Source organism: Candidatus Phyllobacterium onerii (genome assembly GCF_028331445.1).
Taxonomy (GTDB): Bacteria; Pseudomonadota; Alphaproteobacteria; order Rhizobiales; family Rhizobiaceae; genus Phyllobacterium; species Phyllobacterium onerii.
The window spans coordinates 62,040-83,205 of the sequence record NZ_JAQMHX010000011.1 but is presented as its reverse complement, the minus strand read 5'-3'; the positions used below and the strand labels follow the sequence as shown (position 1 = coordinate 83,205).

Below are 21,166 nucleotides of genomic sequence, written 5' to 3'. Positions count from 1 at the left end.
ACGCTCAAAACTAAAATATTTGACTCTGATCCAATAACATCTAACATGTTACACACCAACTTGAAAGAATGTTTTGGGAGGAGCATTTTGGAGAGCCAGTCCCCAATCGTCTCGTTACGCGGGATCAGCAAATCCTTTGCTCACGTCGAGGCCCTGCGAAGCATAGATCTTGATGTTTATGCTGGCGAAATCCACGCTGTGATGGGTGAAAACGGTGCGGGCAAGTCAACACTCGTCAAGGTTTTGAGCGGTGTTCACCGTCGAAGTAGCGGACAAATGACGGTTCGTGGACGCGAGGTCGATTTTGCGACCCCCAAGGAAGCGGAGCGCAACGGCATCGCGATCATCCACCAAGAACTCAATCTCATTCCAAGTCTCAGTGTTTCAGAGAATATTTTTCTGGGACGGGAACCGCTCAAAGCCGGTTTGTTTATCGACTACAGCGAAATAGAAACCCGAAGTGCAGAAATTCTCGCAAGGTTCGGCATTGATATCGACCCACGTGCGGACGTCGAGAATTTGCGTGTTGGAGAGCAGCAACTTGTGGAGATTGCACGCGCGCTTTCCCTGGACGCGGATGTGCTTGTGCTCGACGAGCCAACATCAGCCTTGTCGGAGGCAGAGGCACAGCGCCTCGCCAGCTTCGTTCGCGGACTGGCACGCCAAGGGGTGGCGATCGTCTATATCTCACATCGTATGAGTGAAGTTTTCGCGCTGGCTGACAAGATCACTGTTCTGCGTGACGGCAATTTTATTGCTACGCGGCGATCGGGCGAAATCAGTGAGCGCGATGTGATCCGGATGATGGTTGGACGCGAGCTGAAAAAGCAGGAAAAGAAAGCATCAGTGACCAGCAATCCGGTCGTCTTGTCCGTCAGAAATCTCGGCCTTCAGAGACCGAACTCGCGCGGCCGGATTCATGGTGTGGTCGATGACGTGAGTTTCGACCTTCATGCCGGTGAAATACTGGGCATTGGCGGTCTCCTTGGCTCGGGCCGGACCGAAGTGCTGGAACTCATATTCGGTTCGGCAATTGGCAAGCGCTCAGGTTCGATTCAACGTGCAGGAGCAAGCTCTGACGCTCAGTCCCTCACACCCCGAGGTTCGGTGGCCAGGGGTGTCGCGTTTCTCACAGAAGACCGCAAAGGTACGGGTCTTTTGATGCAGGCGGATATTCGGTCGAACGCGGTTCTTCCTTCACTGCCATGGATCGCGCCGCTCGGTTGGGTGACGCGATTTCAGGAGAATGCCGTTGCCAATCGAATGATCAAGGCTATGCGCGTTCGCTGCCAAAGTCCGGATCAACAAATCGATGAACTGAGTGGCGGAAATCAGCAAAAGATCGTTCTTGGCAAATGGCTCGAAACGAATCCAACGGTTGTCTTGCTTGATGAGCCGACGCGCGGGATCGATGTTGGGGCAAAGGACGAGATCTATGATCTTTTGAGAAAGCTTGCCCAATCGGGGGTGGCAATTGTGATGGTCAGTTCGGAACTGCCGGAACTGTTGGCGCTTTCAAACCGGATTCTTGTTATGTGCGAAGGCAGAGCAGTGGGGACCATCGAGAGCCATGAGTTCTCAGAAGAACGGGTAATGGAGCTTGCTACACCCCTGGGGAATGCGCTCACGGGAGAGGCTGCATGACGAATACAAGCGAGCAGATCATGCAATCATCAAACAGCACTGAACGATTGAAGAGCGTTCTTAAGTCCACAAAGCTCTATTGGGGACTAGCATTGCTTTTTCTGGTGGGTGTTATTTCCTCGCCCGTCTCATCAAAAGGTCATAACATCTTCTTGTCGTTCGGAAATCTTTCCGACGTATTCAGACAAATCTCCGTTACCGGCATCACCGCGGTAGGAATGACGCTGGTTATTCTCATCGCTGGAATCGATCTTTCTGTCGGTTCGGTATTGGCATTGGGATCGGTCGTTTGCGCAATGCTTTTGACCAATGAGGGATGGTCCTCCGCTTATCTACTAGGCGTCCCGGCGATATTTCTGTTGGCGTTTTTAGTAGTATTTGGCGCTCTCACTTTCGGCATAAAATTGCAGCGAAGGGCTATACTCGACGCGGGCGCGAACCAGCCGGCCATCTCAAAATTGCTGCTGGCCGTTGCAGCAGCAGCAGCTCTTGTCCTGGCATTTGGAGTAGCGTTGACCTCAGAAGGAAAGGCAGGAGTTATCCTCGTCCTCCTGGTCGTGCCGGCAGTCGGTTTCATGCTTGGTACCATCAACGGATTGATCATCGTCGGCGGCCGGTTGCAACCCTTCATAGTCACCTTGGCCATGATGGTCGCCGGCCTCGGAATCGCGCGATTGACTGCCGGCCAGAACACTGCCGTCTGGCCTGTTTATACGGGAAGCAATGCCACGGAAGATTTCGAGGCGCTGCGCTCGTTGATATTCGGGATCATCCCGGTCCCCGGTGTCATCTTTGCCGGCATAATCGTCCTTTTTTGGGTAATCCTGAAATTTACGAAATTTGGGCGCTATGTGTACGCAATCGGGGGAAATGAAGAAGCTGCCCGCTTGGCCGGTGTGCCTGTTTGGCGTGTAAAGATCACCGTCTATGCCATATCGGGCTATCTGGCCGCTCTAGCCGGGATTCTTTATGTTGCGCAGTATCGGCAGGGAAAGCCGGATGCCGGGACGGGACTTGAGCTCGACGCCATCGCGGCCGTTGTCATTGGCGGTACGAGCCTAATGGGCGGGCGAGGGTCGATGATCGGCACACTCGTTGGTGTCCTGATATTCGGGTTTCTCAGCAATATCCTCCAACTCAACAACATCGACAGCAACACCCAGCTTGTTCTGAAGGGCGCGATCATCATCATCGCTGTTCTGCTGCAGGAGCGGCGTTCCAGCGGATGGTTGTTCTTTCTGTCGCAACTCCGGGCACGCGATGTGATCGACAAATCCGAACCCCATCAAATCAAGAATCCGCAAGGATCGGACGACTAACTCACGGCAGTTAAACCCAAAGGGAGAGAGAGAAAATGAGTATTAACCGCAGACAATTTGCAAAATGGGCCATGGCGACAGCCTTGATCGCGCCGCTCGCATTCAACGCGTCCGTCGCAGGTGCGAAGGATAAGTATGTGATCGGCTTCAGCCAGACGACGACCGTTGAGCCTTGGCGCGTCCAGTTCAACAAAGACCTTGAGACTGAGGCCAAGAAACACGCCAATGTCGAGCTCCTCGTTGCGGACGGGCAGGATAAGACGGAAAAACAGGTCGCCGACGTTGAAAACTTCATTCGTCAGGAAGTCGATGCGATTTTGATTTCTCCGAAAGAGTCTGCAGGCCTCACAGGTGTTGTCGAGAAAGCCATGGATGCAGGGATTCCAGTCATAGTGCTGGACCGTAACGTTGACACAGAAAAGTACACGCAGTGGATCGGCGGCGACAATGTCGTCATCGGGGAAGCGGCGGGTAAGTATGCGGTCGAACTCCTTGGTGGCAAAGGTAAAGCCAAGGGTACTGTCGTCGAAATTTGGGGCGGGCTCGGCACGCAGGCCAGCCACGATCGCAGTAATGGCTTTCACAAGAACACCGACGCTGAGCCAGGGATCAAGTACCTTCTCGACAAGCAGTCAGGCGACTGGAAGCAGGATCAGGCCTATAACATCATGGCGACTGCGCTGCGCAATCATGAAGACATAACGCTCGTCTATGGTCACAATGATCCCATGGCTTATGGCGCCTACCTGGCCGCAAAGGACGCCGGCCGCGAGAAGAACATTCTCTTTATCGGCGTGGATGGCCTACCGAACGAAGGCGTTCAATGGGTTAACAAGGGAGAGTTGGCCGCGACGTTCCTTTACCCAACCCCCGGTGCCGAGGGCTTGCGTCAGGCTTTAAAAGTGCTTGCAGGCGAGAAGGTGGAAAAGAAGATCGTCCTGGATACGCAAGCCATTACCAAGGAAAATGCTCCGGAGATACTGAAAGCCAACGGGCTACAATAATCAAAAGAAAACGGCGGGCCGCGCTCAGTGTGCGGCCTGTCAATATTTACCCTACCCTTCGTTTTTACGTCGAATTCTATTTTATCACGGAAATATAGTGGTAAAATGTATGGGTTGATCACGATCACGTTTCGTACTGCAACTGATTCTGATCTTGTGGCATTGAAGGGCAGGAGTAACGAAATGAACGTTGTCAAATCTCTCGCAGTCACAAGCGCACTTCTGATCTGTCTTTCTACTCAATCCAAAGCAGAGCCGCTGAAGACGATGGACGATGTAGGGCGCGCTATCGACACGTGCTGGCAAGCACCGTCCGACGCCAAAGGTTCCGTAACCTTGAGCTTCAGTTTCAAACGAGATGGAACGCTGATAGGCAAGCCGCGGCCAACGAGCATCGCTATCGACGGGGACGACAAGGTCCGTCAGCAATTCATTGCATCGGCAATCGATGCGCTTAGCAGTTGTACGCCGCTGACTTTTTCGTCGGGACTCGCCGCAGGAATCGCAGGGCAAGTATTCACCATGCCGTTCGCCGCGCCAAAAGATTCGTCTAGCCCGATGGTCACCACGCAGTAGTGTTCATCTGCCGAATTGCCAGCGTTGTCTGGTAACGCAGATCAGGGGGCTTCGCTTACCAAGCCGGCATTTGGAGTATGGCCGGCCTTAGCCGTATCCATGAAGCTTGTACCCACAAGCCAGCATGCCCCCAGAACCAAGACAAATAGAATCGCAAGGATCAGAAAGTCCCGAGGTTCAAGCTGTCTGTGGTGAGTTCCACGCATTTGATTGCCATCGTGTTGACTGTGCTCGCTAAATCCTAAGTAGATTGACTTAAATTCGTGTTAAAATTGCACGAAGTATATGTGTCGCTATAAGGGTTGTAGAAACGACTTCTGGCATCGGCCCAGTTCGACTAACTGGTCAAGCCAATCAGCGATCGGACACGAACATCGCGCAGATACAAGCCGCCCCAGACCATCAGACCGAGATAGACGCCAAACAACAGATGACTGAAGATGGGACTGCCGACACGTAGTTGTGTGGCGATCGCTCCGCCAAGGTAACCGGTCAAAAGGATTGCGCCGAGCACCGAAGTTCGCGGAAATGCGTAAAGCGCAGTGCAAGCGAGACCGAGCACTCCGAGGCCCCGGGCGAGATTGACGCTGTCCGGATACCCCAGTTGAGCATTGGTTTGCATGACGATGTCCAGTGGCACCAATTTGATAATGCCGTCGAATAGCATGAACAAGATGACGAGGCCGCTGAGAATGCGACCAGCCCAAACTGCTTTGTTCGAGACAGTTGTTGTCTGTGAAGTGAATTCCATAATGTCGTCCTCCAATGGTTGAAATGGTTCAAGATTTCACCAAGGACGGGCCGGGTATGATTGTCCCGACAGCTAGGCACGAATATTTTTTCCGGCTGCTCGGTTGTATCAATTTTGAAGTTTCAGTTTAACAGATTGACAAGCGGCGTACGCTATAATGCACATATGGAAAAAGCACCGAACTACTATCTCATCGGCCTAGCCAGCATGTTGGTGCTGTGGACATCGATATTGTTGATGATGCGGACTGCCGGCATCTAATCAAACTCGATCAAGCCCCGGTTCACTACCGGCTTGCTTGTGGATTGTTTCGGGAACACTTTCGCCCGAGCTATTATCTCCATTTTCCCTGCATCTTAGCGACTGAGTCTCCGGTGGATCGAATTTGCCGACGAACTTCCGCGCATCGATGAACACTCTGGGCTGCGGCGGGATAGGCGAATCCGCTTAACTCTTTGCCGGTAGGTTTCAAACACCGGTGTTGGAACTCAAATTGAACCATCGCGTTCAATCGATATGACAAGAATGGCTTTTGAACATGTCACCATTACAGATCGCATGCGTCTTATAAGACGTGTGTCATGCGTTGAATCGGCTGCCGAAGTTCTAGCAAAATACTGGCCAAAAAACTGTGGCGAAAAATATGTGACAGCACAGCAAGCATGCCTCGAAGCCGGGGCGGGACGGTTGGATCCTGACGAAGTCAGGCGCGCCTTCATTGATGCAGCCAAGGAGGCGTCAATCTACGTCAATGAGCGGTCACGCTAATGATCCGTTCTCCATTCAATATATTCCTGAAAATATAACACTAGCTATCCGCGAGGCACCGATATATTTAGGAAAATATTTCGGAGTCTATCGGAGGTTGGATATGGGAATTCATCGTCGTCAATGGATTAAAATGACTGTCGCCGCACTTGCGGTCGCATGGCTTGGTATAATTCCGCTGGCAGGCTCTGCACAAGCTGCAGAAAAGGTAACCGTTTTCGCAGCGGCTAGTCTCAAGAACGCACTTGATGACATAACAGCCGCATGGCAGAAAGAATCTGGCAAGGAAGCTGCAATCTCCTACGCAGCGAGTTCGGCTCTGGCAAAGCAGATCGAGTCTGGCGCGCCTGCCGATATCTTCATCTCAGCTGATCTCGACTGGATGGATTATGTTGCAAAGAAAAATCTGATCAAGGCCGACACGCGCAAGAATCTTTTAGGCAATCGGATCGTTCTGGTGGCATCGAAAGACAAGGCAGAGCCCGTCGAAATCAAGAAGGGTTTCGATCTCGCGACACTTTTGGGCGAGGGACGTCTCGCTATGGGTGCTGTGGATTCGGTTCCGGCAGGCAAGTATGGCAAGGCCGCTCTTGAATCTCTTGGTGTGTGGTCGTCAGTGGAAGGCAAAGTTGCCGGCGCGGAAAGCGTGCGCGCGGCGCTATTGCTGGTGTCGCGTGGCGAAGCGCCCTATGGCATCGTCTATCAAACGGACGCGGCGGCAGACAAAGAAGTCAAGATCGTAGGTACGTTTCCCGAAGACAGCCACCCCGCAATCATTTATCCCATCGCAATTCTGAGCGACAGCAAGAATGCTGATGCGGTGTCGCTGTTTGATTACATCAAATCAGAAAAAGCTATGCCATTCTTTGAGAAGCAGGGATTCACCGTACTCAAGTAAAATGCCGCTGGCTCCGCTTCTAGCACTGCGGGAGCCTCGCAAGAGCACACGACCGGACAGGGGGCTGACATTTTTGGACTGGTTCTCACTGAGCAATGAAGAGTGGACAGCAGTTCACCTTACTCTTCGAATTGCGTTCGTCGCGATGCTCGCCAGCCTCCCTCTCGGCATTCTTGTCGGTCTGTTGCTCGCGCGAGGAAAATTCTGGGGCAAATCCATCCTCAATGGCCTCGTCCACCTTCCTTTGATTCTTCCTCCCGTCGTCACCGGCTTTATTCTTCTCATACTCTTTGGTCGGCGTGGCCCGGTCGGAGCGTTTCTGGCCGAACATTTCGGCATCGTACTGTCGTTCCGCTGGACGGGCGCAGCATTGGCCTGCGGGGTGATGGGTTTCCCTTTGATGGTTCGCAGCATCCGGCTGTCCATAGAAGCAGTGGACCGCAAGCTCGAAGATGCCGCCGGTACGCTTGGTGCAAGTCCGCTATGGGTATTCGCGACGGTCACCTTGCCGCTCATCCTGCCAGGCATCATCGCCGGCATGATTCTTTCGTTTGCCAAGGCAATGGGCGAATTTGGTGCGACGATAACGTTCGTTTCCAATATCCCGGGAGAAACACAGACACTGTCAGCTGCAATTTACACCTTCACACAGGTGCCGGGTGGCGATGCGGGTGCTTTTCGCCTGACCATCATATCAGTCATCATCTCCATGGCCGCGTTGATGGCTTCCGAATTCATGGGCTACCTTGTCGGACGCAGGGTAGACATCGAATGATCCTGACTTTTGAAGCAAAACATATGCTTGGAAAATTCGTACTTGACGCCGCCTTCACGTCCGACCGCGGCGTTACGGCGTTGTTTGGACGTTCAGGTTCAGGAAAAACATCGATCATCCGCATCATTGCTGGCCTTTCACGGCCGGACCAGGGCAGGGTCGTTTTTGACGGCGACGTACTGGTTGATACGAAGAAGGGTATATTCGTTCCCAAATACAAGCGCCGTTTCGGGTACGTATTTCAGGAAGGCCGGCTTTTTCCCCACCTGACGGTTCAGCAAAATCTCAATTACGGCCGCTGGTTTACTCCCAAATCGCGACGCTCGGAAGATTTGTCGAAGATTGTCGAACTCCTTGGTATTGGCGATATTTTGGACAGACGTCCTGGCAAACTGTCAGGCGGAGAAAAGCAGCGCGTCGCGATCGGCCGTGCCTTATTGTCGTCGCCACGTATGCTCCTTATGGACGAACCGCTAGCGGCGCTCGATGATACAAGGAAGATCGAAATCCTTCCCTATCTTGAAGCTCTGCGCGATGAAATGAATATCCCGATCATTTATGTGAGCCACTCGGTGTCAGAAGTGGCGCGTCTTGCCGATCGCGTCATTGTTATGAGCGAAGGCAAGGTGGCAATGGCTGGCACCGCAGCCGATGTCTTGAGCCAAACCTCAATTTCAATCGTAACCGATCGCCGCGAAGCAGGTTCATTGGTGGAGGGGAAGGTCGTAAATTACGATCCAAAGCACAAGCTGACGACCATCGGGTTCCAAACATCCAAAATTTATATTTCAGGAACGGAGGTTGCTGTGGGAAAGGGCGTTCGCGTCCACATCCTTGCCAAGGATGTGATGCTTTCGACGATTCGACCTGAACAGCTAAGTGCGCTCAATATTCTCGAAGGGACCGTAAGCGCGATTACCTTCGAGTCGGGCATAGCCGATGTTCAAGTCGATTGCCAGGGAACGATAATCTTGGCACGCATTACTGAGTTATCCTGCGGAAGGCTTGATCTGCGGCCGGGCATGCTGGTCTTTGCGATTATCAAGACCGTCGCGTTGGAGCCTCACTGATATCGGCCTCGGATGCCGAGGATGTGCTTTTGCTGCGATTGGCATCAAGCCAGGCGATATCTGACGCAACTGCAGTCTCGATTTTCTCTTCCATTGTACGAAAGCGGCTGAGCAATTTCTCGCCGAATTCTGTGACCACCGCGCCGCCGCCTTGTTTGCCGCCGCGCTGAGAATCCACCACGGGGTGGGAGAACATGGCGTTCATCGCGCTGACCAGAAGCCAGGCGCGACGGTACGACATATCCATGGCGCGGCCAGCGGCTGAAATAGAGCCGGTTTCGCGAATGTGCTCGAGCAACTGCATCTTTCCACGACCGATTTTCTCATTATGAGGAAAATCGATCCGCAAAACTGTTCTCAAATTTTTACTTGAAGATGGACCCATAGTCGTGACCGCACCGTTGGACTGTCGCATTTATCTATAGCAATGCGCACAGTGATGTACACGGCCATCTCGACTTTGTGCCTTCTCTTGGTGGCCGGTTGTAATTTCTGAACGCGATGGTGATAACGTAGATTCTTGATTTGGCGAAAAACAAGTTGCCCAAGGTCAGCCAAGGAGAAGACTCGATGCAGAATTTTCTCGGCCTTATCGTTCCCGAAAACCTCGCTGAAGCCGCATCACCCGAGACGACAGCTCTTATTGTCTACGACATGCAGATTGGCATACTGCGCCAATTGAAGGATGGCCCAAAGATCTTGGAACGCGTGCTGCAGGTTCTGAAAGTTGCCCGTTCGGAAGGGATACGCATATTTTTCATGCGCCATATGTCCATGCCGAAACGGATGGCTGGCGTTTTCCAGGTTCGGCAAATGATGGCTTGGCAACGTAAAACATCGGCGGACGACGTGGAACCATGGTTTCTGCGCGATAGCCCAGGCTTTGCACTTGCCCCGGAACTCGAAGTTGGTGATGACGAAGTGATTTTTGACAAAATCACATTCTCGGCCTTTGAGGGCACGCCTCTGGCAATTGCCATGCGCGACTCTGGTTTGAAGAGTTTTGTTATCTGTGGCGTTGCAACTGAAATTGGAATTGAACCCACCATAGGTCATGGTGCAGATCTTGGACTTATTCCGATCATGGTGACCGATGCTTGTGGCGGTGGTGACGTGGAAGCGGCCAGCCGGGCTATGGAAGGCATGAAGTACAAGGGCGATGCAATGTTTTGCACGATTGAGGAATTGTCGACAGTCTGGGCCAGTAGATAAGCTGCGGAAAAGGTGGTGGGGGTGTTTCCCGTCTGCAAAAACCACAGCGGTTTTGATAAACGAGACTGGGCGATATCGAGCTCTCGATATCGCCCAGTGATTTGTCGTGCCCCTATTGTGTGGGAGGAGACTACCTCCTCCTCCTATCCTATTGGACGGAGACCCAATGTTCCGTATTTGCCTATCTGCAAGGTATTGAAATTGTTGACGAATAAAATTGGCTATTTTCTGCGGACCCAAAGTTCTGTTCCAAACGGACCCAAAGTTCCGTTCAGGGTCGCCAAGAACTCATTCATTTGCTTCTGGTGCGTTCACGGCGAAGGCTTCAGGGGAAGGATGGAGTCTGCCCGCTGGTGCAATCGAGCCTGGCGAGACGCCGCAGGCCGCTGTCAGGGCTGCTTGAATAGAGAGTAGTATGGCAAGGACGAAAGTATTCTTGCGTCAACCAATATGGACCGGATTACAGTCGACTCGTTTTGCCAAATTCTGCGCTTGAGCCTTATCATATTGCCAGAAATTTGGATCAATGTTCTGGGCTTTGTCCACCTGCTCGCGCTGGTAAAAAAATGATTGGTACTCGTCCGGATCAAAAGACGCCTCAATTCCTACCGCCCTTAACAACAATCGCACCTGCTTGTGGTGCAAGCCGCTGCGCTGAGTAAGCTCACCCAGCGAGACGTAGGTATCGAGAAACTTCTGCGCGCTGGACCTCGAAACGACAGTCGAAATTCTCCTGGCTTCCGGATTGAATTCTTCCACGGTTTCAAGCTGACCATCGCGAATGAATTTTGCGACGGAGTCGCGGCCCATGCCCGGAATGAAGTTTTTTAACTCGACCTTGGTCAGCCCGATCTTTTGGACGTCGGAACGAACAATCCGAGTAATCTCATCGGCATCAACCAGCAGGCCAGTGTAGTCAGACGTGCCTGCAAGCCGTCCCTTCCACTTTAATTCTCCGACCATGATCAGCGACAAAATCTGGGAATTCGAAGCGCAGGCAGCATGCCTGGCATATTGTACCGGCAGTTGCCTTTCTCCCGGATCTGTTACTAAAACCGCTCCCTCAAAAAGCCTATCCATGAGGCAATCGATTTCGCTCTTTGAAAAACGGTGTTTGGCGTATGCCTTGCCTGTAGACCCTGTAATCGTTGACAGATAACCGTCAGCGATGAGCACTTTTAGCGGAATTCGTGGGATACCCGTCATTTTCTCGACTTGAGGGGTGCTGAGTGCATTCCTTAAAGATACGACAACGCTATGAATCTCAGAGGCATCGACAGTTACCCGGTGATCGACAAGTCCTGACGCGTATCTGCCGTCGGTGATACCGCGCCCCTCAAAGAGTTTACGGATCGTAAGCGCATGCGCTCCGGAGTCACGAGATGCAGTTCGAATTGTATGAACGACCCGTTTATGGACGACTACACCGAGCACATCTGTCCCGGGCTCGATGGGCATAGTTTTGATGGCAAATTCTCGGACCAACCGCCGGAATTTATCGTAAGCAGGATCGCTCACTGTTTTTTGTAGAAGACCGTAGACCAGGCCATAAGTGTCTCGCGGCCCCCAAACTCCTCGGGTTTTGGATTGCAGTTGATTGAGTTTTTCAAGCAGTGCGCAAATGGCGTCAGGCCCCGCGCGCGCGATCGCATAGCCTCTGTCGGCGGCTTCAGCCCATTGAGGTTCGGTTAACAAGCTCGTTTTTACTTTTGGCGGATGCAGAGCTGACACGCCCAGCGCTTCGCAAAAGCTGACTGCCGCATACAGCGGCACATCGTCCAGCCAATTCTCTTCATTTTTTCCACCGTCAATCCTGTGAAGTAGCCAGTCCTGAAAAGGAGATGGGAGAGCGTTCACAGAAGCGACAAGGATTTCCCCAAGGTTCGGGATAAGCCCCGCGACTGCCCGAGAGAAATCGAAAGGCTCGAATCTTCTGCGGTCCGGATGATAACTGTCGAGAAAAACTTGATGACGTACGCAAGAACGAAAGTGAGTGAGAGTCCATTCCAAGCGTAACCAAGGACGCGCGGTTGGCGGGCCTTCGTAAGATCGGAGATCTTCTTGGATACAGTGAGCGCAGTAGCGAAAATACGTACGGCTGATTGACAAGCGTCCAAACTGCTGGCCGTTCACAAGATAGAATTTATCGCCCAGCGGTTCGGGAGTATATCGAGATAGCATTTCGCAATTCGCGTTGCCGAGTATGGCGACTGCTTTGAGGGCTGCCGTGTCAGATTTGTCGACAGTTCTGGGGTGGATCATCATGTCGCGAAGAAAACGCGGCATGCTTCTTCCGTTCAATGCCGCCAGCCGCGAAGCAAATCCTGCAACGGTTTCGCGCCGCTCCAGACCATGGTGCCAATCGAGTGGCTTATGTACCCGTCCACGCATCAGTCATCGCGCCACTTTTTTAAGAATGAACCCGGAGGCAACCGTTCCCAGTCGTCAACGAGAAACGGGTTCATCTCATCATGACCTCTAGCGTGCGATAGTCCAAGGTACGCGTAGGCGAAGTGTTCCCGGCTTAGATGTGGATCCCCTCGTTTCAACGCAACCTGAATTGCTTCCAACATGACTTGGGTAATGCGACCAAATCTATATCGTGCCGCATGGGTGATACGTTCCGGAAGATCGCTGTTGACGACCTTGTCTGCTTGTAAGCCCGCCGCTTCAGCAGATTTGTTGATGATCTTTAGAACTAGGGCGCGGCTCTCCGGTAGTTCAATATCCGGTAGATCGATGTAGTACCCGCGTCGCTCAATTTGTTCATCGAGTCTCGCAAGCTCCGTTGTTTCCGGCATTCCCGACATGATGAAGCTTACCGGCCATGGTTTATAATTCATCACGCCTTTGAAGGCTTTTGCGAGGTTCTCTCGCTCCGTGTCGGTCTTTGTCTGCTTCAACATGTGTTGAGTTTCGTCAACATGGATAATGAGAACTTTTCGGTGGTGAAGCTGGGCTGGCAACATGTCCCAGATCTCGCCCTGTTCCATGTTCTGGACCAGTTCGTATCCTGCTTGCCGCAAGATACTCCGACCGAGAATTTTGAGTGTGGAGGGCCCTAGCAGCGCAACCGAGATCACGGGTTTGATAGTTCCAAACGACTTCACCTGGGGTTGCATCGTCTCGTTCTCGGCTAGCAGATGTTCGATCGAATAAGTTTTTCCGGCACCACTAGCGCCGGTGACGAAGAAAGCACGCCCGTCGTCCCGGAGCCCGTTGCGTCGTGCAAACATTTTCTCTAGAAAATCGTCAAACGAGTTCTTCAAAACAGCGTCTCTACCGCTGGTGATATATGTGCTCTTGACCTTACTGATGATTTCGATCGTTTCCCGACTTTTGGCCGGTAGTTTGGTAATAATTGAATCGAAGAAGTCGTCATCAGAAAAATCATCAAGTGGTGTAGCCGACGCTTCGCTTGGCATAGATGAAGAGGATTTGACTGGCCTTCCAAGAGCTTTCACGCGGGTCATTCGTCTTCTCCTGGCACGTTCATTGAATCAGAGAATTTGAGCGGCCGAGGCAAGGAGGCGCTGTCCTCAACTAATTGTTTTACGATGACATCGGTTGGACCAGAGGACTCTAACTCTGACGGTGTCTTGCCCGGAGCACGTGGTTTAGTTCGAGCGGATTCGGCGACGACTTTGCCAGGTCGACCGCTCTCGGTGATCACGGGCGCTTCGGCATAGTTTACGCCGGTCAGCGCAGCTTTACCCTTACGCTCCAGTCGACGTTTAATGGAGTCATAGTCTTTTTGCGTAATTTCGGCCGCCGGCACCCCGGCAATACGTTGGCCATCCTCTGCAATATCGAGCAATTTGCCATGGGCCGCCAAGCGGATTGGCCGGCCTGCCTCTTGCTGCTTTCGGACTTCTTCCATAACGTCTTTGTTGGCTTCCAGCACATCAACCAACGTCACGCCTTCTCGAAACGCCGTCTGACATTTAGCCTCGATATAATCCTTGTTTTCAAACGCTTTGCGGTCCTTCACATATTTTGGAACACGGACGAGGATCATGCTGAGGTCATCAGGATCGATAATAATATCGAGCAACATATCTCCAACTAAAGGATACAATGCTCCCAAGTCTTCAGAATGGTACTGTTGGTTGACATAGGTAATGCCTTCTTTGTCAACTTTTCTGGTGTCGCGCAGGCCAAATGCCACAATAATCTGCTGTCTGGAACGGGTAGGGGGAAGACCTCGAGAGGCCTCCGAATGCCATTTGCCATACGGAGTTCCGCCGTTTAGACCGCGATGAGCTCGATGGTGATAATAGTCCACGATAAAAATGATGAGCGACTTATAGAATTCCTGATAAGTTAACGATGCCATTTTTTCGGCGGGGTAGTCTCCCTTTTCGACAACGTTGGCAAACGACCTTCCAGCAAAATAGCGACAAAGCCGTTTGAGCGTCCGAAAGAACGATTCTACCGTCCCACGCATCCTCGGATCCTTTTCGGGCAGACTCCGCGAAACCGCCGACATGCGAAGAGCTTCTTCATACTCTCCGAGAAAAACTGCCCCACCGTCGGTCGACAGATATTCTGGTGTACCGTGCATGTTCCAGTCGCTCTTTGCTCCCGCGAACTTGGCTTGCGGCGACTTGTCGATCATGATGGAGCGAAGCGCCGATTTCGCTGTGGCAGCTGAAGGAGGGTGGGGACTCAGATGCATCCCGACGACACATCTACTCAACTTTTCGATGCCGATAGTGAGGGTGCAACGGGTACGTGGGACCTTTGCTTTAGCCTCTTTAGAAAGTTTATTCCAGACGCTGGACTTCACAATGAGCGTGTGTAGGTCGGCTTCCCAGTCATCCATCTCAGTGTGCTCGAGCAAGCGCGTCACAACCATTCCCCTGCCTACGGGGGTATACTTACGCAAAGCATAATCTTCACCATATCGAGCAGCGTCTAAAAGAAAGGGGTCCATCATGTGGATTCTTCTGCGGACTGCTTTGTCGCTTACCTTGATATGATGTTTCCCGTCTAAGTTCTTGTTAAATTCATAAAACTTTGCTTCAATATTCTCATAAATATCGCCCATAAGCGGTCGGAGAACGCTGCCAAACTTTTTGACCTCTTCCTCAATGAGTGCCAGAGCGCGCGTGTCGAGCTGATTGCGATTTCCACACTCCGCGTAGTTCGGACGGAAGGCGTCCATGCGATATTTGAATTTAGCGAAAAGCTTCAACCAGTCGCGAAGTGTGCTTGCGCTGGGATAATCGAATGCCTTTCGGAGTTCTCCTTTTCGACGGCGGCCTGGCGGACGACGTGTGCCGAATTGATCCAAGTACCATTGATCCATGTTGTCCATCTCATTTGAAATGAACTGCTTCATATCCGCCGGATTGCGACTAGGCCTCCAAGCCGCGGCTCGATCTCCGGAGTTCGTAAGAAACCTGACGCACCATTCTTTTTTCCAGGCCACGGTGCGCAGCTCATCTTCCGATAGATCACCGAGGTCGGAGCTGTCGTATTTCATACGCAACAGCGACAAGGTCTTCGAAAAGTATCCCTCATCGATCCGAAGCCGATTTTTTGAAATCAGATCATTGATTTCTCGGTCAGTTTTAGTGACGAAGAAATCTTCGATCAGATTGTCGTTGATTAGTTGCAGGTAGTGGACACCTTTTACTTTGTCGTCGACCCTGTAGCACTGGCCGTCGATGACCAAACGGTCATGGCGTCCGAATAGATGCGCGCGCTCCCTTCGATCTGTCATGTTATCCCCGCCTAAGCTCGTTGATTTCGACGTGCCGGTTGGAATCTGTTAAATAAAATCGGTGACCAATGTTTAACGCGCTTCACATCCGTGAAGTGCGTTAAAGACCAATGCGCTAGGTTCAAGCGGTTTGTTCGCGGCGCAAACAAGATCGCCACTCTGGACCAAACTCAGAGCTGCGCGGTACCCGCGTTCGCCAAGGCCAGTTGCACTAGCGATTTCGCCTAGCCGTACTTCGCGGCCAACTGAGTGCAACAGCATCCTCACGGCGCGTTGTCCCTCGAAGTCGAAATCCCGTGCACTGGCAATGATCAGTTTCGAATTTTCAATCGTGATCTGGTCGAAGTCAGTTTCGCTTAGGGTGGAATATTCGTCGGCGACAACGTCGCCAAGCGAGTCCCTGATCGCACATAAGTCAAGCAAGAGCTCGCGGTCGATATCCTGACTGTACTTAGCAGCAAATGCTGTCACCGAGCCGTCGGTCCAGCGGACAATAAAATCAAAGAAATGCTTACGATCACGCCCCTGTCTGACGAACCTGACTAATTGTTGTTCTCGGACTTCCGCCACAGTCGGCATTGCCACGAGTACACTAAGCAAATTTTCCTCCAGACCACTCTCGTACCAGATCTTCCGTCGCCGGAAGGGATCGATAATAAAGCCAATCTTCGACCCACGTTTCCTTTTCTTAGGCTCGCGCATCGCTACGGATTCATCAATATGGATGGCGGGCCTGTCACACGACCAGCTGTCGTCATTGGCAGCTACGCTATATGATAGCCTCCTACCAAGGTTTTGCCGCGCCACCCTGCAAAATCGTCATTTGCAACGGATGGACCATCTGAAATGCCAAACGCGCGGGACTGAAGTTTGGCGTCCAGGAGAGAGCGTGGCTTAAACATAGGATATTCCTTTCATACAAAAGCCAGAGGTAAACAACCTGCTGCACGAGCACCTCAACGACGTTTCTACGGGCTACGAGCAGTCGTAATTTTTTGCATAATTGCTTGTTTCGGTAGCCATGGTAGCTTCCTTTCCATGGGGTAGTAGCCCGCCCATTTTTCGATTTGCCGCAACATGACAGTGCGATAACTGTTTCGTCGATACGCTACCGTCCTGAGCGATTTGGATTACCGTTAGGGATGGGATGACTTCTCGAAACAGGCCGAAAGCTTTCTTCGCGGTTAGCAAAGTTGCTTGGTGCTGTATGGCCAAAGCACACAACAAGATGTCACCTTCGCTCAGCCCCAGTCGCTGGCTCGTGGCCGCGATTACCCAGTTTTGAATACATGCGGGCCATTTTCGATACTCGGCAATCTTTTTTGGTATGCATCGTTCGGCGATTTTTGCCTTGACCTCACCCCCGATCACCGCTGTCTCCTCGGTAATTTCAAAAACTTTGTTTGAAGAAGCGGTACTGATAAGGCGGTCCAGGTCATCGATCCACGGAACCCCGTTGCTCATTGCAAGCATTCTTCCAAAGTTCAGATCTTGAAGAGCGGTAGGTGAAACGCAAAATTCATAGTCGCGCCGCAAAGCAGACAACAACTTTTGAACGGCCATTCCATGAGGAGTAGTCGTATCGGAACCGATTGAGAGCACGGATGTGCAGAGCATAAGGTAATTCATAGTGACCTCGATCAATGGTGTTGTAAGTTGCCAGGCCGGTCTCCCCGGCGATGCTGGCGCGACTTCACAATCGTTTCGTGGCACGTCACCGCGGCGAGAGTTTTGCTCGCCGACTATTCGAGTGTTACTTTCAGAAAAATGTAAGATATAGTATTTTTTGCCATTTGTAAAGGAGAAAAATAACAAATTTTCATCTATACGCCGATAGACGATGGTGTATCAAGAGTAAGAGTTTCTCTTGCCCCGAACCATGGCGATGCTAATCGCTCGCCTAACCCGACTATACCTATTTATAACATTGAAAGACAAGAGTAAACGGTATTAATTTATAATTTCTGCTTTCATTACGCATAATTATACTATTTCGATGCGAATTTTTCTCCATGGTTAGGGGATGGTGAATACCTCTAATTCGCTTGGCGGATTTGAAAAGGACTCCGTGAGAATGCAAAGAAGCAAAGTATTGTTGACATTTTTGATCGAGGCGTAAGTGATTGCGAGTTCGCGGATTCCACTCCGCAATCAAGCGACTTAAAATAAGTACTATTGAGTGCTGCAGCTAAGGGTCTTGCAAAGACCGATGCGATCAGGTAGCCGGCATCACTCTCGTTAAAGTATGCTCGGGTCAACTCGGAATCCTGGCCAATATGCCGGGTCGTCTTCGCTTAGCAGAAACTTGATGCCCTCACTCTCCAAGGTTTTTCGAATACGGTGGATAGTGTCGAGAGTTCCTTGTCCCTGTTCAACGTTATAGACAGTACGTTTGCTCAAACCGCATCGGTTAGCCAGTTCGCTTTGGCTTATGTCCAAGGCAACGCGTGCGGCACGTAAGAGGGCTGAAGGTGGCTCCATAGGTGCCAAAGTTCCCCCTTTCGAAAAAATGTCAACAATTAGCTCGGCTTGAAAGAGGCCGTGCGAAATTGGGGAATGTATTTGCGAAAAAAAGGAATAAATTTGCGAAAAAAGGGAAGCAAGTGTATATAAGTTCTCAACGATCACGAATCGGTCGCCAGACAGAGACACGAACCGAATCCTTGCGCGTTGCGCAACGGAGTGAGCTTAAAGGATTGGTCCCTCTGGGCTGCAGCCAATCCATTTGCAAAGCGTTTCTTAGCGACAAAGGGGTTTGAGCCAGCATGGTCTCCAAAATTATACCATATTTCCTTCAACGCCTTGTCCGCCGCGAAAAACGGAGATTGGCTGGTCGAGCGCTTGCAAAAGGGATCCTTCAACAGCGAACTACTACGGTGGATGGACATGCCATTTCGGCGTTTGATTTGTCACCTGGGGTTAATCCGGAAACCGTAGGCCACCTTATGAAGGTGTTCAAAGGACCGCTTTCCGCCTCACGAGATGTAGGACCGCCGACGCTCGAAACCATGTGCGCCCAATTGAACGACGAATGGGATGAGGTCGATGAGGTTGCCAGTATAAGTGCTGAGCGTGATCCTGGGTACCGCCGCTCGAATCCTTTGTCGGGTCAGGAATCGTTGCGGGCCGGCGCTCAGCCCCACGGTGAGGATCGTTTCGAGTCGACGTGTACTGCTGCAGGATTCATCCGCGGCTTGGCGCAGCGACCAGATACGGCAGAGGTCTGCACCTGCCTGCTTCTGGCGGCTGCATTGGAGAAAGTGCAAGGCGGACTTGCGGGGATTCGTCGAATTCTGCGGGAGCCGCAGCCGTTCATCAATTTCTATGCACCCGTTGAGGGAGTGGAGGATGTCCTCATCGATTTGCTGGAGTTCGGAATTGTTATTCCCGGCAGCACCTATGCGATGATCGATGGTTTCAAGATCACGCGACGTGGCACTTGGCCGGAACCGGTCAATGAGATTGCCACCCGGGAGATGATCGTTTTCCAGGGCTCGAAGTGGGGCTCGCAAAAGGCCGAGCACTTGCAGTGGAAACTTGCAAACGCGGTAAAGTCCCGGTTGCCGATTCTTGGGGTGGCAAGCAAACCGGATCCATTGCCGGAATGGATGGAGATTTCGGCAAAGGTCAATCTGGTAACGCCAACGATATCAATGGAAATCATCAGAATGACGATGCGCGTTGTGCTCGACGAAGAGCCGGACGGGAAAATTCCTGAGGACCTGTGCGAATTGTTGACACTGTTCGACATGTCGACGGCGATCAGAACCGGGAACACCGCAGACGAGGCCCTCGAGAAACTGCACCGCTTCGCGATCGCAAGGACAGAATTCATTGCCGAGGACGATGAAACCGATCCACACCCGGTCTTTGGACGCAGAGCATCCAAATCCCTGGGCAAGCGGCGCTCCCACAAAGTCATTGAACCGCAGGCTGTCGGCGATCCGCAAGGACTCGTTCCTGTCCCGACTGTGGAAACCTTGCCAGGATTCGATGAGGCGCGAGCGTGGACGGAAAATCTTCTGTTTGGTCTCGGGGAGTGGAAAAACGGATCGATGCAGTGGAATGAACTTGCAAGCAAAGCCTTGCTCTTCGGTCCCCCGGGCACCGGCAAGACGACATTTGCCGAAGCTCTTTGCAATTCGGCGCGAATTCCCTTGGTTGCCACGTCTGTCGCAGCATGGGCCGGGGCCGGAAGTCTCGATGACCTGATCAGGGATATGGAAGCGGCATTTGAAGAAGCACGCCAGCTTCGACCCGCAATCCTTTTCATTGACGAGATTGATGGGCTCGGCACACGCCAGGAGTCGGGTCATTCCTCCGGTTTCTGGAATTCCGCTGTCAATCGCATGCTTGAGCTTTTGCAAGGCATTTCCGATTTGCCGGGGGTCGTTGTTCTCGCTGCCACCAACCGCGTCGACAGCGTCGACAGAGCTATCATCCGTTCAGGCAGGCTGGAGAAGCATCTCGCGGTCAAACTTCCCGATATCAGGACGCTGTCAGATATTCTGCGCTTTCACCTCGCTTCTGATCTCGATCATGTCGTCGCTACCCGCCCGGTACCGCCACCAGAGACTTCCCCTCGAACCGGTCAACACGGAAGGAGCCAGTGATGGAAAGAGAAACCGCCGCTGGCGATGCCTCAAGCGTGCTGCGCCGTCTGGCAGCGCAGGCAGCGGGCATGAGCGGGGCTGACGTTGAAAGGCTTGTGCGGATTGCCCGACTTGAGGCCCGCCGGGACGGCAGAACCATAACATATGAGGATCTTGAGCGTTTGCTCCTCGCCGACAAATCAAACGGGAGTCCGGAGACGCTAAAGAGGATCGCGATCCACGAAGCGGGTCACGCGGTGGCGCGGCTGGTGCTGCAGCAAGGGACGATTGATGTCATCAGCATCAATACCCACGATGGCAGAGCCTTCAATACGGGGAGGAGTAAACCGCTCGCAGATACGATGGAAACCGATCTTGAAGCGGAGTTGGCCTGCATCCTGGCGGGACGTGCGGCCGAGGAGGTGATAATCGGTTCTATCTCGGCTGGCTCCGGAGGAACGGCCGACAGCGACCTCGCCAAGGCGACGACACTAGCATTCACGCTCGAATGCTCCTTCGGTTTCGGCGAACACCAGCCGTTGCTCTTTTTCGACAAAGACGTGGAAGCAAGCATCCTTGGCTTGCGGCCGATGCTGGCGTCAGCCGTCCATGAGCGGCTCGTGGATGCTTATGCCCGCGCCAGGGCGATCATCACCACAGCAAAAGCTAATGTAGAACACCTAGCCACAATCCTGATCGAGGAAACCACATTGGAGGGGAGTTCGCTGCAGCAGGCCATTGATCATCTGGATTTGTCAAAGGCAGGACGGCGCTGCCCCAGTCCCGCCAGCTCCGCTTGAACAGTGGCGGGTTTCATCCAAATCCAGCC

Annotated in this window: 20 protein-coding genes; 12 read left to right on the top strand and 8 right to left on the bottom strand. The window is 52.3% G+C overall.

The genetic code is table 11. The annotated features are described in order from the left end of the window. The first annotated feature begins 45 nt into the window (after positions 1 to 45). From PHA01_RS22140 to PHA01_RS22125, 4 genes are all read left to right on the top strand, one after another. Positions 46 to 1,644, top strand: a complete 1,599-nt coding sequence (locus tag PHA01_RS22140; RefSeq protein ID WP_417021010.1) for a sugar ABC transporter ATP-binding protein — start codon at positions 46 to 48, stop codon at positions 1,642 to 1,644. A 20-nt stretch (positions 1,645 to 1,664) separates the two neighbouring features. Further along, positions 1,665 to 2,963, top strand: coding sequence for an ABC transporter permease (locus PHA01_RS22135; RefSeq protein ID WP_271898552.1), 1,299 nt, complete (start codon positions 1,665 to 1,667; stop codon positions 2,961 to 2,963). Between the two features lie 71 nt (positions 2,964 to 3,034). Beyond that, complete coding sequence (locus tag PHA01_RS22130) at positions 3,035 to 3,967, top strand: substrate-binding domain-containing protein (protein ID WP_271898551.1); 933 nt, start codon at positions 3,035 to 3,037, stop codon at positions 3,965 to 3,967. A 183-nt stretch (positions 3,968 to 4,150) separates the two neighbouring features. Further along, the gene (locus PHA01_RS22125) at positions 4,151 to 4,543 is read left to right on the top strand and encodes a hypothetical protein (protein ID WP_271898508.1); all 393 of its coding nucleotides are present in this window, start codon (positions 4,151 to 4,153) and stop codon (positions 4,541 to 4,543) included. A 337-nt stretch (positions 4,544 to 4,880) separates the two neighbouring features. On the opposite strand, the gene PHA01_RS22120 is transcribed toward PHA01_RS22125, so the two are convergent. Beyond that, the gene (locus PHA01_RS22120; RefSeq protein WP_271898507.1) at positions 4,881 to 5,294 is read right to left on the bottom strand and encodes a DoxX family protein; all 414 of its coding nucleotides are present in this window, start codon (positions 5,292 to 5,294) and stop codon (positions 4,881 to 4,883) included. 516 nt (positions 5,295 to 5,810) lie between these two features. Here PHA01_RS22120 and PHA01_RS29480 point away from each other — a divergent pair. The 4 genes from PHA01_RS29480 to modC all read left to right on the top strand — a co-directional run bounded on the left by PHA01_RS29480 (position 5,811) and on the right by modC (position 8,805). Further along, the gene (locus PHA01_RS29480) at positions 5,811 to 6,062 is read left to right on the top strand and encodes a DUF982 domain-containing protein (protein ID WP_417021009.1); all 252 of its coding nucleotides are present in this window, start codon (positions 5,811 to 5,813) and stop codon (positions 6,060 to 6,062) included. Positions 6,063 to 6,165: 103 nt separating this feature from the next. Beyond that, positions 6,166 to 6,960: a molybdate ABC transporter substrate-binding protein gene (gene modA, locus PHA01_RS22115; protein ID WP_271898506.1), complete on the top strand. Its 795-nt coding sequence runs from the start codon at positions 6,166 to 6,168 to the stop codon at positions 6,958 to 6,960. A gap of 73 nt (positions 6,961 to 7,033) precedes the next feature. Further along, positions 7,034 to 7,735 (top strand): molybdate ABC transporter permease subunit, encoded by a 702-nt coding sequence (gene modB / locus PHA01_RS22110; protein ID WP_271898505.1) that lies wholly within the window; start codon positions 7,034 to 7,036, stop codon positions 7,733 to 7,735. After that, positions 7,732 to 8,805 carry a molybdenum ABC transporter ATP-binding protein gene (gene modC, locus PHA01_RS22105; protein ID WP_271898504.1) on the top strand — a complete coding sequence of 358 codons (1,074 nt, stop codon included), beginning with the start codon at positions 7,732 to 7,734 and terminating at the stop codon, positions 8,803 to 8,805. Before modB ends, modC begins: the two co-directional genes overlap by 4 nt. Here modC and PHA01_RS22100 read toward each other — a convergent pair. Then, on the bottom strand, positions 8,777 to 9,190 hold the full coding sequence (locus tag PHA01_RS22100) for a winged helix-turn-helix domain-containing protein (protein ID WP_271898503.1): 414 nt from the start codon (positions 9,188 to 9,190) through the stop codon (positions 8,777 to 8,779). The genes modC and PHA01_RS22100 overlap by 29 nt on opposite strands. A gap of 185 nt (positions 9,191 to 9,375) precedes the next feature. Between PHA01_RS22100 and PHA01_RS22095 the strand changes: the two genes are divergently transcribed. Both PHA01_RS22095 and PHA01_RS29475 read left to right on the top strand, forming a co-directional pair. After that, complete coding sequence (locus PHA01_RS22095) at positions 9,376 to 10,017, top strand: cysteine hydrolase family protein (protein WP_271898502.1); 642 nt, start codon at positions 9,376 to 9,378, stop codon at positions 10,015 to 10,017. A gap of 217 nt (positions 10,018 to 10,234) precedes the next feature. After that, positions 10,235 to 10,420: an NUDIX domain-containing protein gene (locus PHA01_RS29475; protein ID WP_417021008.1), complete on the top strand. Its 186-nt coding sequence runs from the start codon at positions 10,235 to 10,237 to the stop codon at positions 10,418 to 10,420. A gap of 38 nt (positions 10,421 to 10,458) precedes the next feature. Here the strand turns inward: PHA01_RS29475 and PHA01_RS22090 are convergent, their stop codons facing one another. The 6 genes from PHA01_RS22090 to PHA01_RS29470 form a co-directional block, all read right to left on the bottom strand. After that, positions 10,459 to 12,408: a TniQ family protein gene (locus tag PHA01_RS22090; RefSeq protein ID WP_271898501.1), complete on the bottom strand. Its 1,950-nt coding sequence runs from the start codon at positions 12,406 to 12,408 to the stop codon at positions 10,459 to 10,461. Next, positions 12,408 to 13,490 (bottom strand): ATP-binding protein, encoded by a 1,083-nt coding sequence (locus tag PHA01_RS22085; protein ID WP_271898500.1) that lies wholly within the window; start codon positions 13,488 to 13,490, stop codon positions 12,408 to 12,410. The genes PHA01_RS22090 and PHA01_RS22085 overlap by 1 nt, the downstream gene beginning before the upstream one ends. Next, the gene (locus tag PHA01_RS22080) at positions 13,487 to 15,745 is read right to left on the bottom strand and encodes a Mu transposase C-terminal domain-containing protein (RefSeq protein ID WP_271898499.1); all 2,259 of its coding nucleotides are present in this window, start codon (positions 15,743 to 15,745) and stop codon (positions 13,487 to 13,489) included. Before PHA01_RS22080 ends, PHA01_RS22085 begins: the two co-directional genes overlap by 4 nt. Positions 15,746 to 15,817: 72 nt before the next feature. Next, complete coding sequence (locus PHA01_RS22075) at positions 15,818 to 16,447, bottom strand: hypothetical protein (RefSeq protein WP_271898498.1); 630 nt, start codon at positions 16,445 to 16,447, stop codon at positions 15,818 to 15,820. A 273-nt stretch (positions 16,448 to 16,720) separates the two neighbouring features. After that, a complete protein-coding gene (locus tag PHA01_RS22070; protein WP_271898497.1) occupies positions 16,721 to 17,374 on the bottom strand; it encodes a PIN domain-containing protein in 654 nt (217 codons plus the stop codon). A 609-nt stretch (positions 17,375 to 17,983) separates the two neighbouring features. Next, the gene (locus PHA01_RS29470) at positions 17,984 to 18,226 is read right to left on the bottom strand and encodes a helix-turn-helix domain-containing protein (protein WP_417021014.1); all 243 of its coding nucleotides are present in this window, start codon (positions 18,224 to 18,226) and stop codon (positions 17,984 to 17,986) included. A gap of 464 nt (positions 18,227 to 18,690) precedes the next feature. Here PHA01_RS29470 and PHA01_RS22065 point away from each other — a divergent pair, with 464 nt between their 5' ends. Together PHA01_RS22065 and PHA01_RS22060 are read left to right on the top strand one after the other, a co-directional pair. Next, entirely contained in the window at positions 18,691 to 20,358 is a 1,668-nt protein-coding gene (locus PHA01_RS22065) for an AAA family ATPase (protein ID WP_271898496.1), read from the top strand. Then, positions 20,358 to 21,137 (top strand): FtsH/Yme1/Tma family ATP-dependent metallopeptidase, encoded by a 780-nt coding sequence (locus tag PHA01_RS22060; protein ID WP_271898495.1) that lies wholly within the window; start codon positions 20,358 to 20,360, stop codon positions 21,135 to 21,137. The genes PHA01_RS22065 and PHA01_RS22060 overlap by 1 nt, the downstream gene beginning before the upstream one ends. Positions 21,138 to 21,166 lie beyond the last annotated feature (29 nt).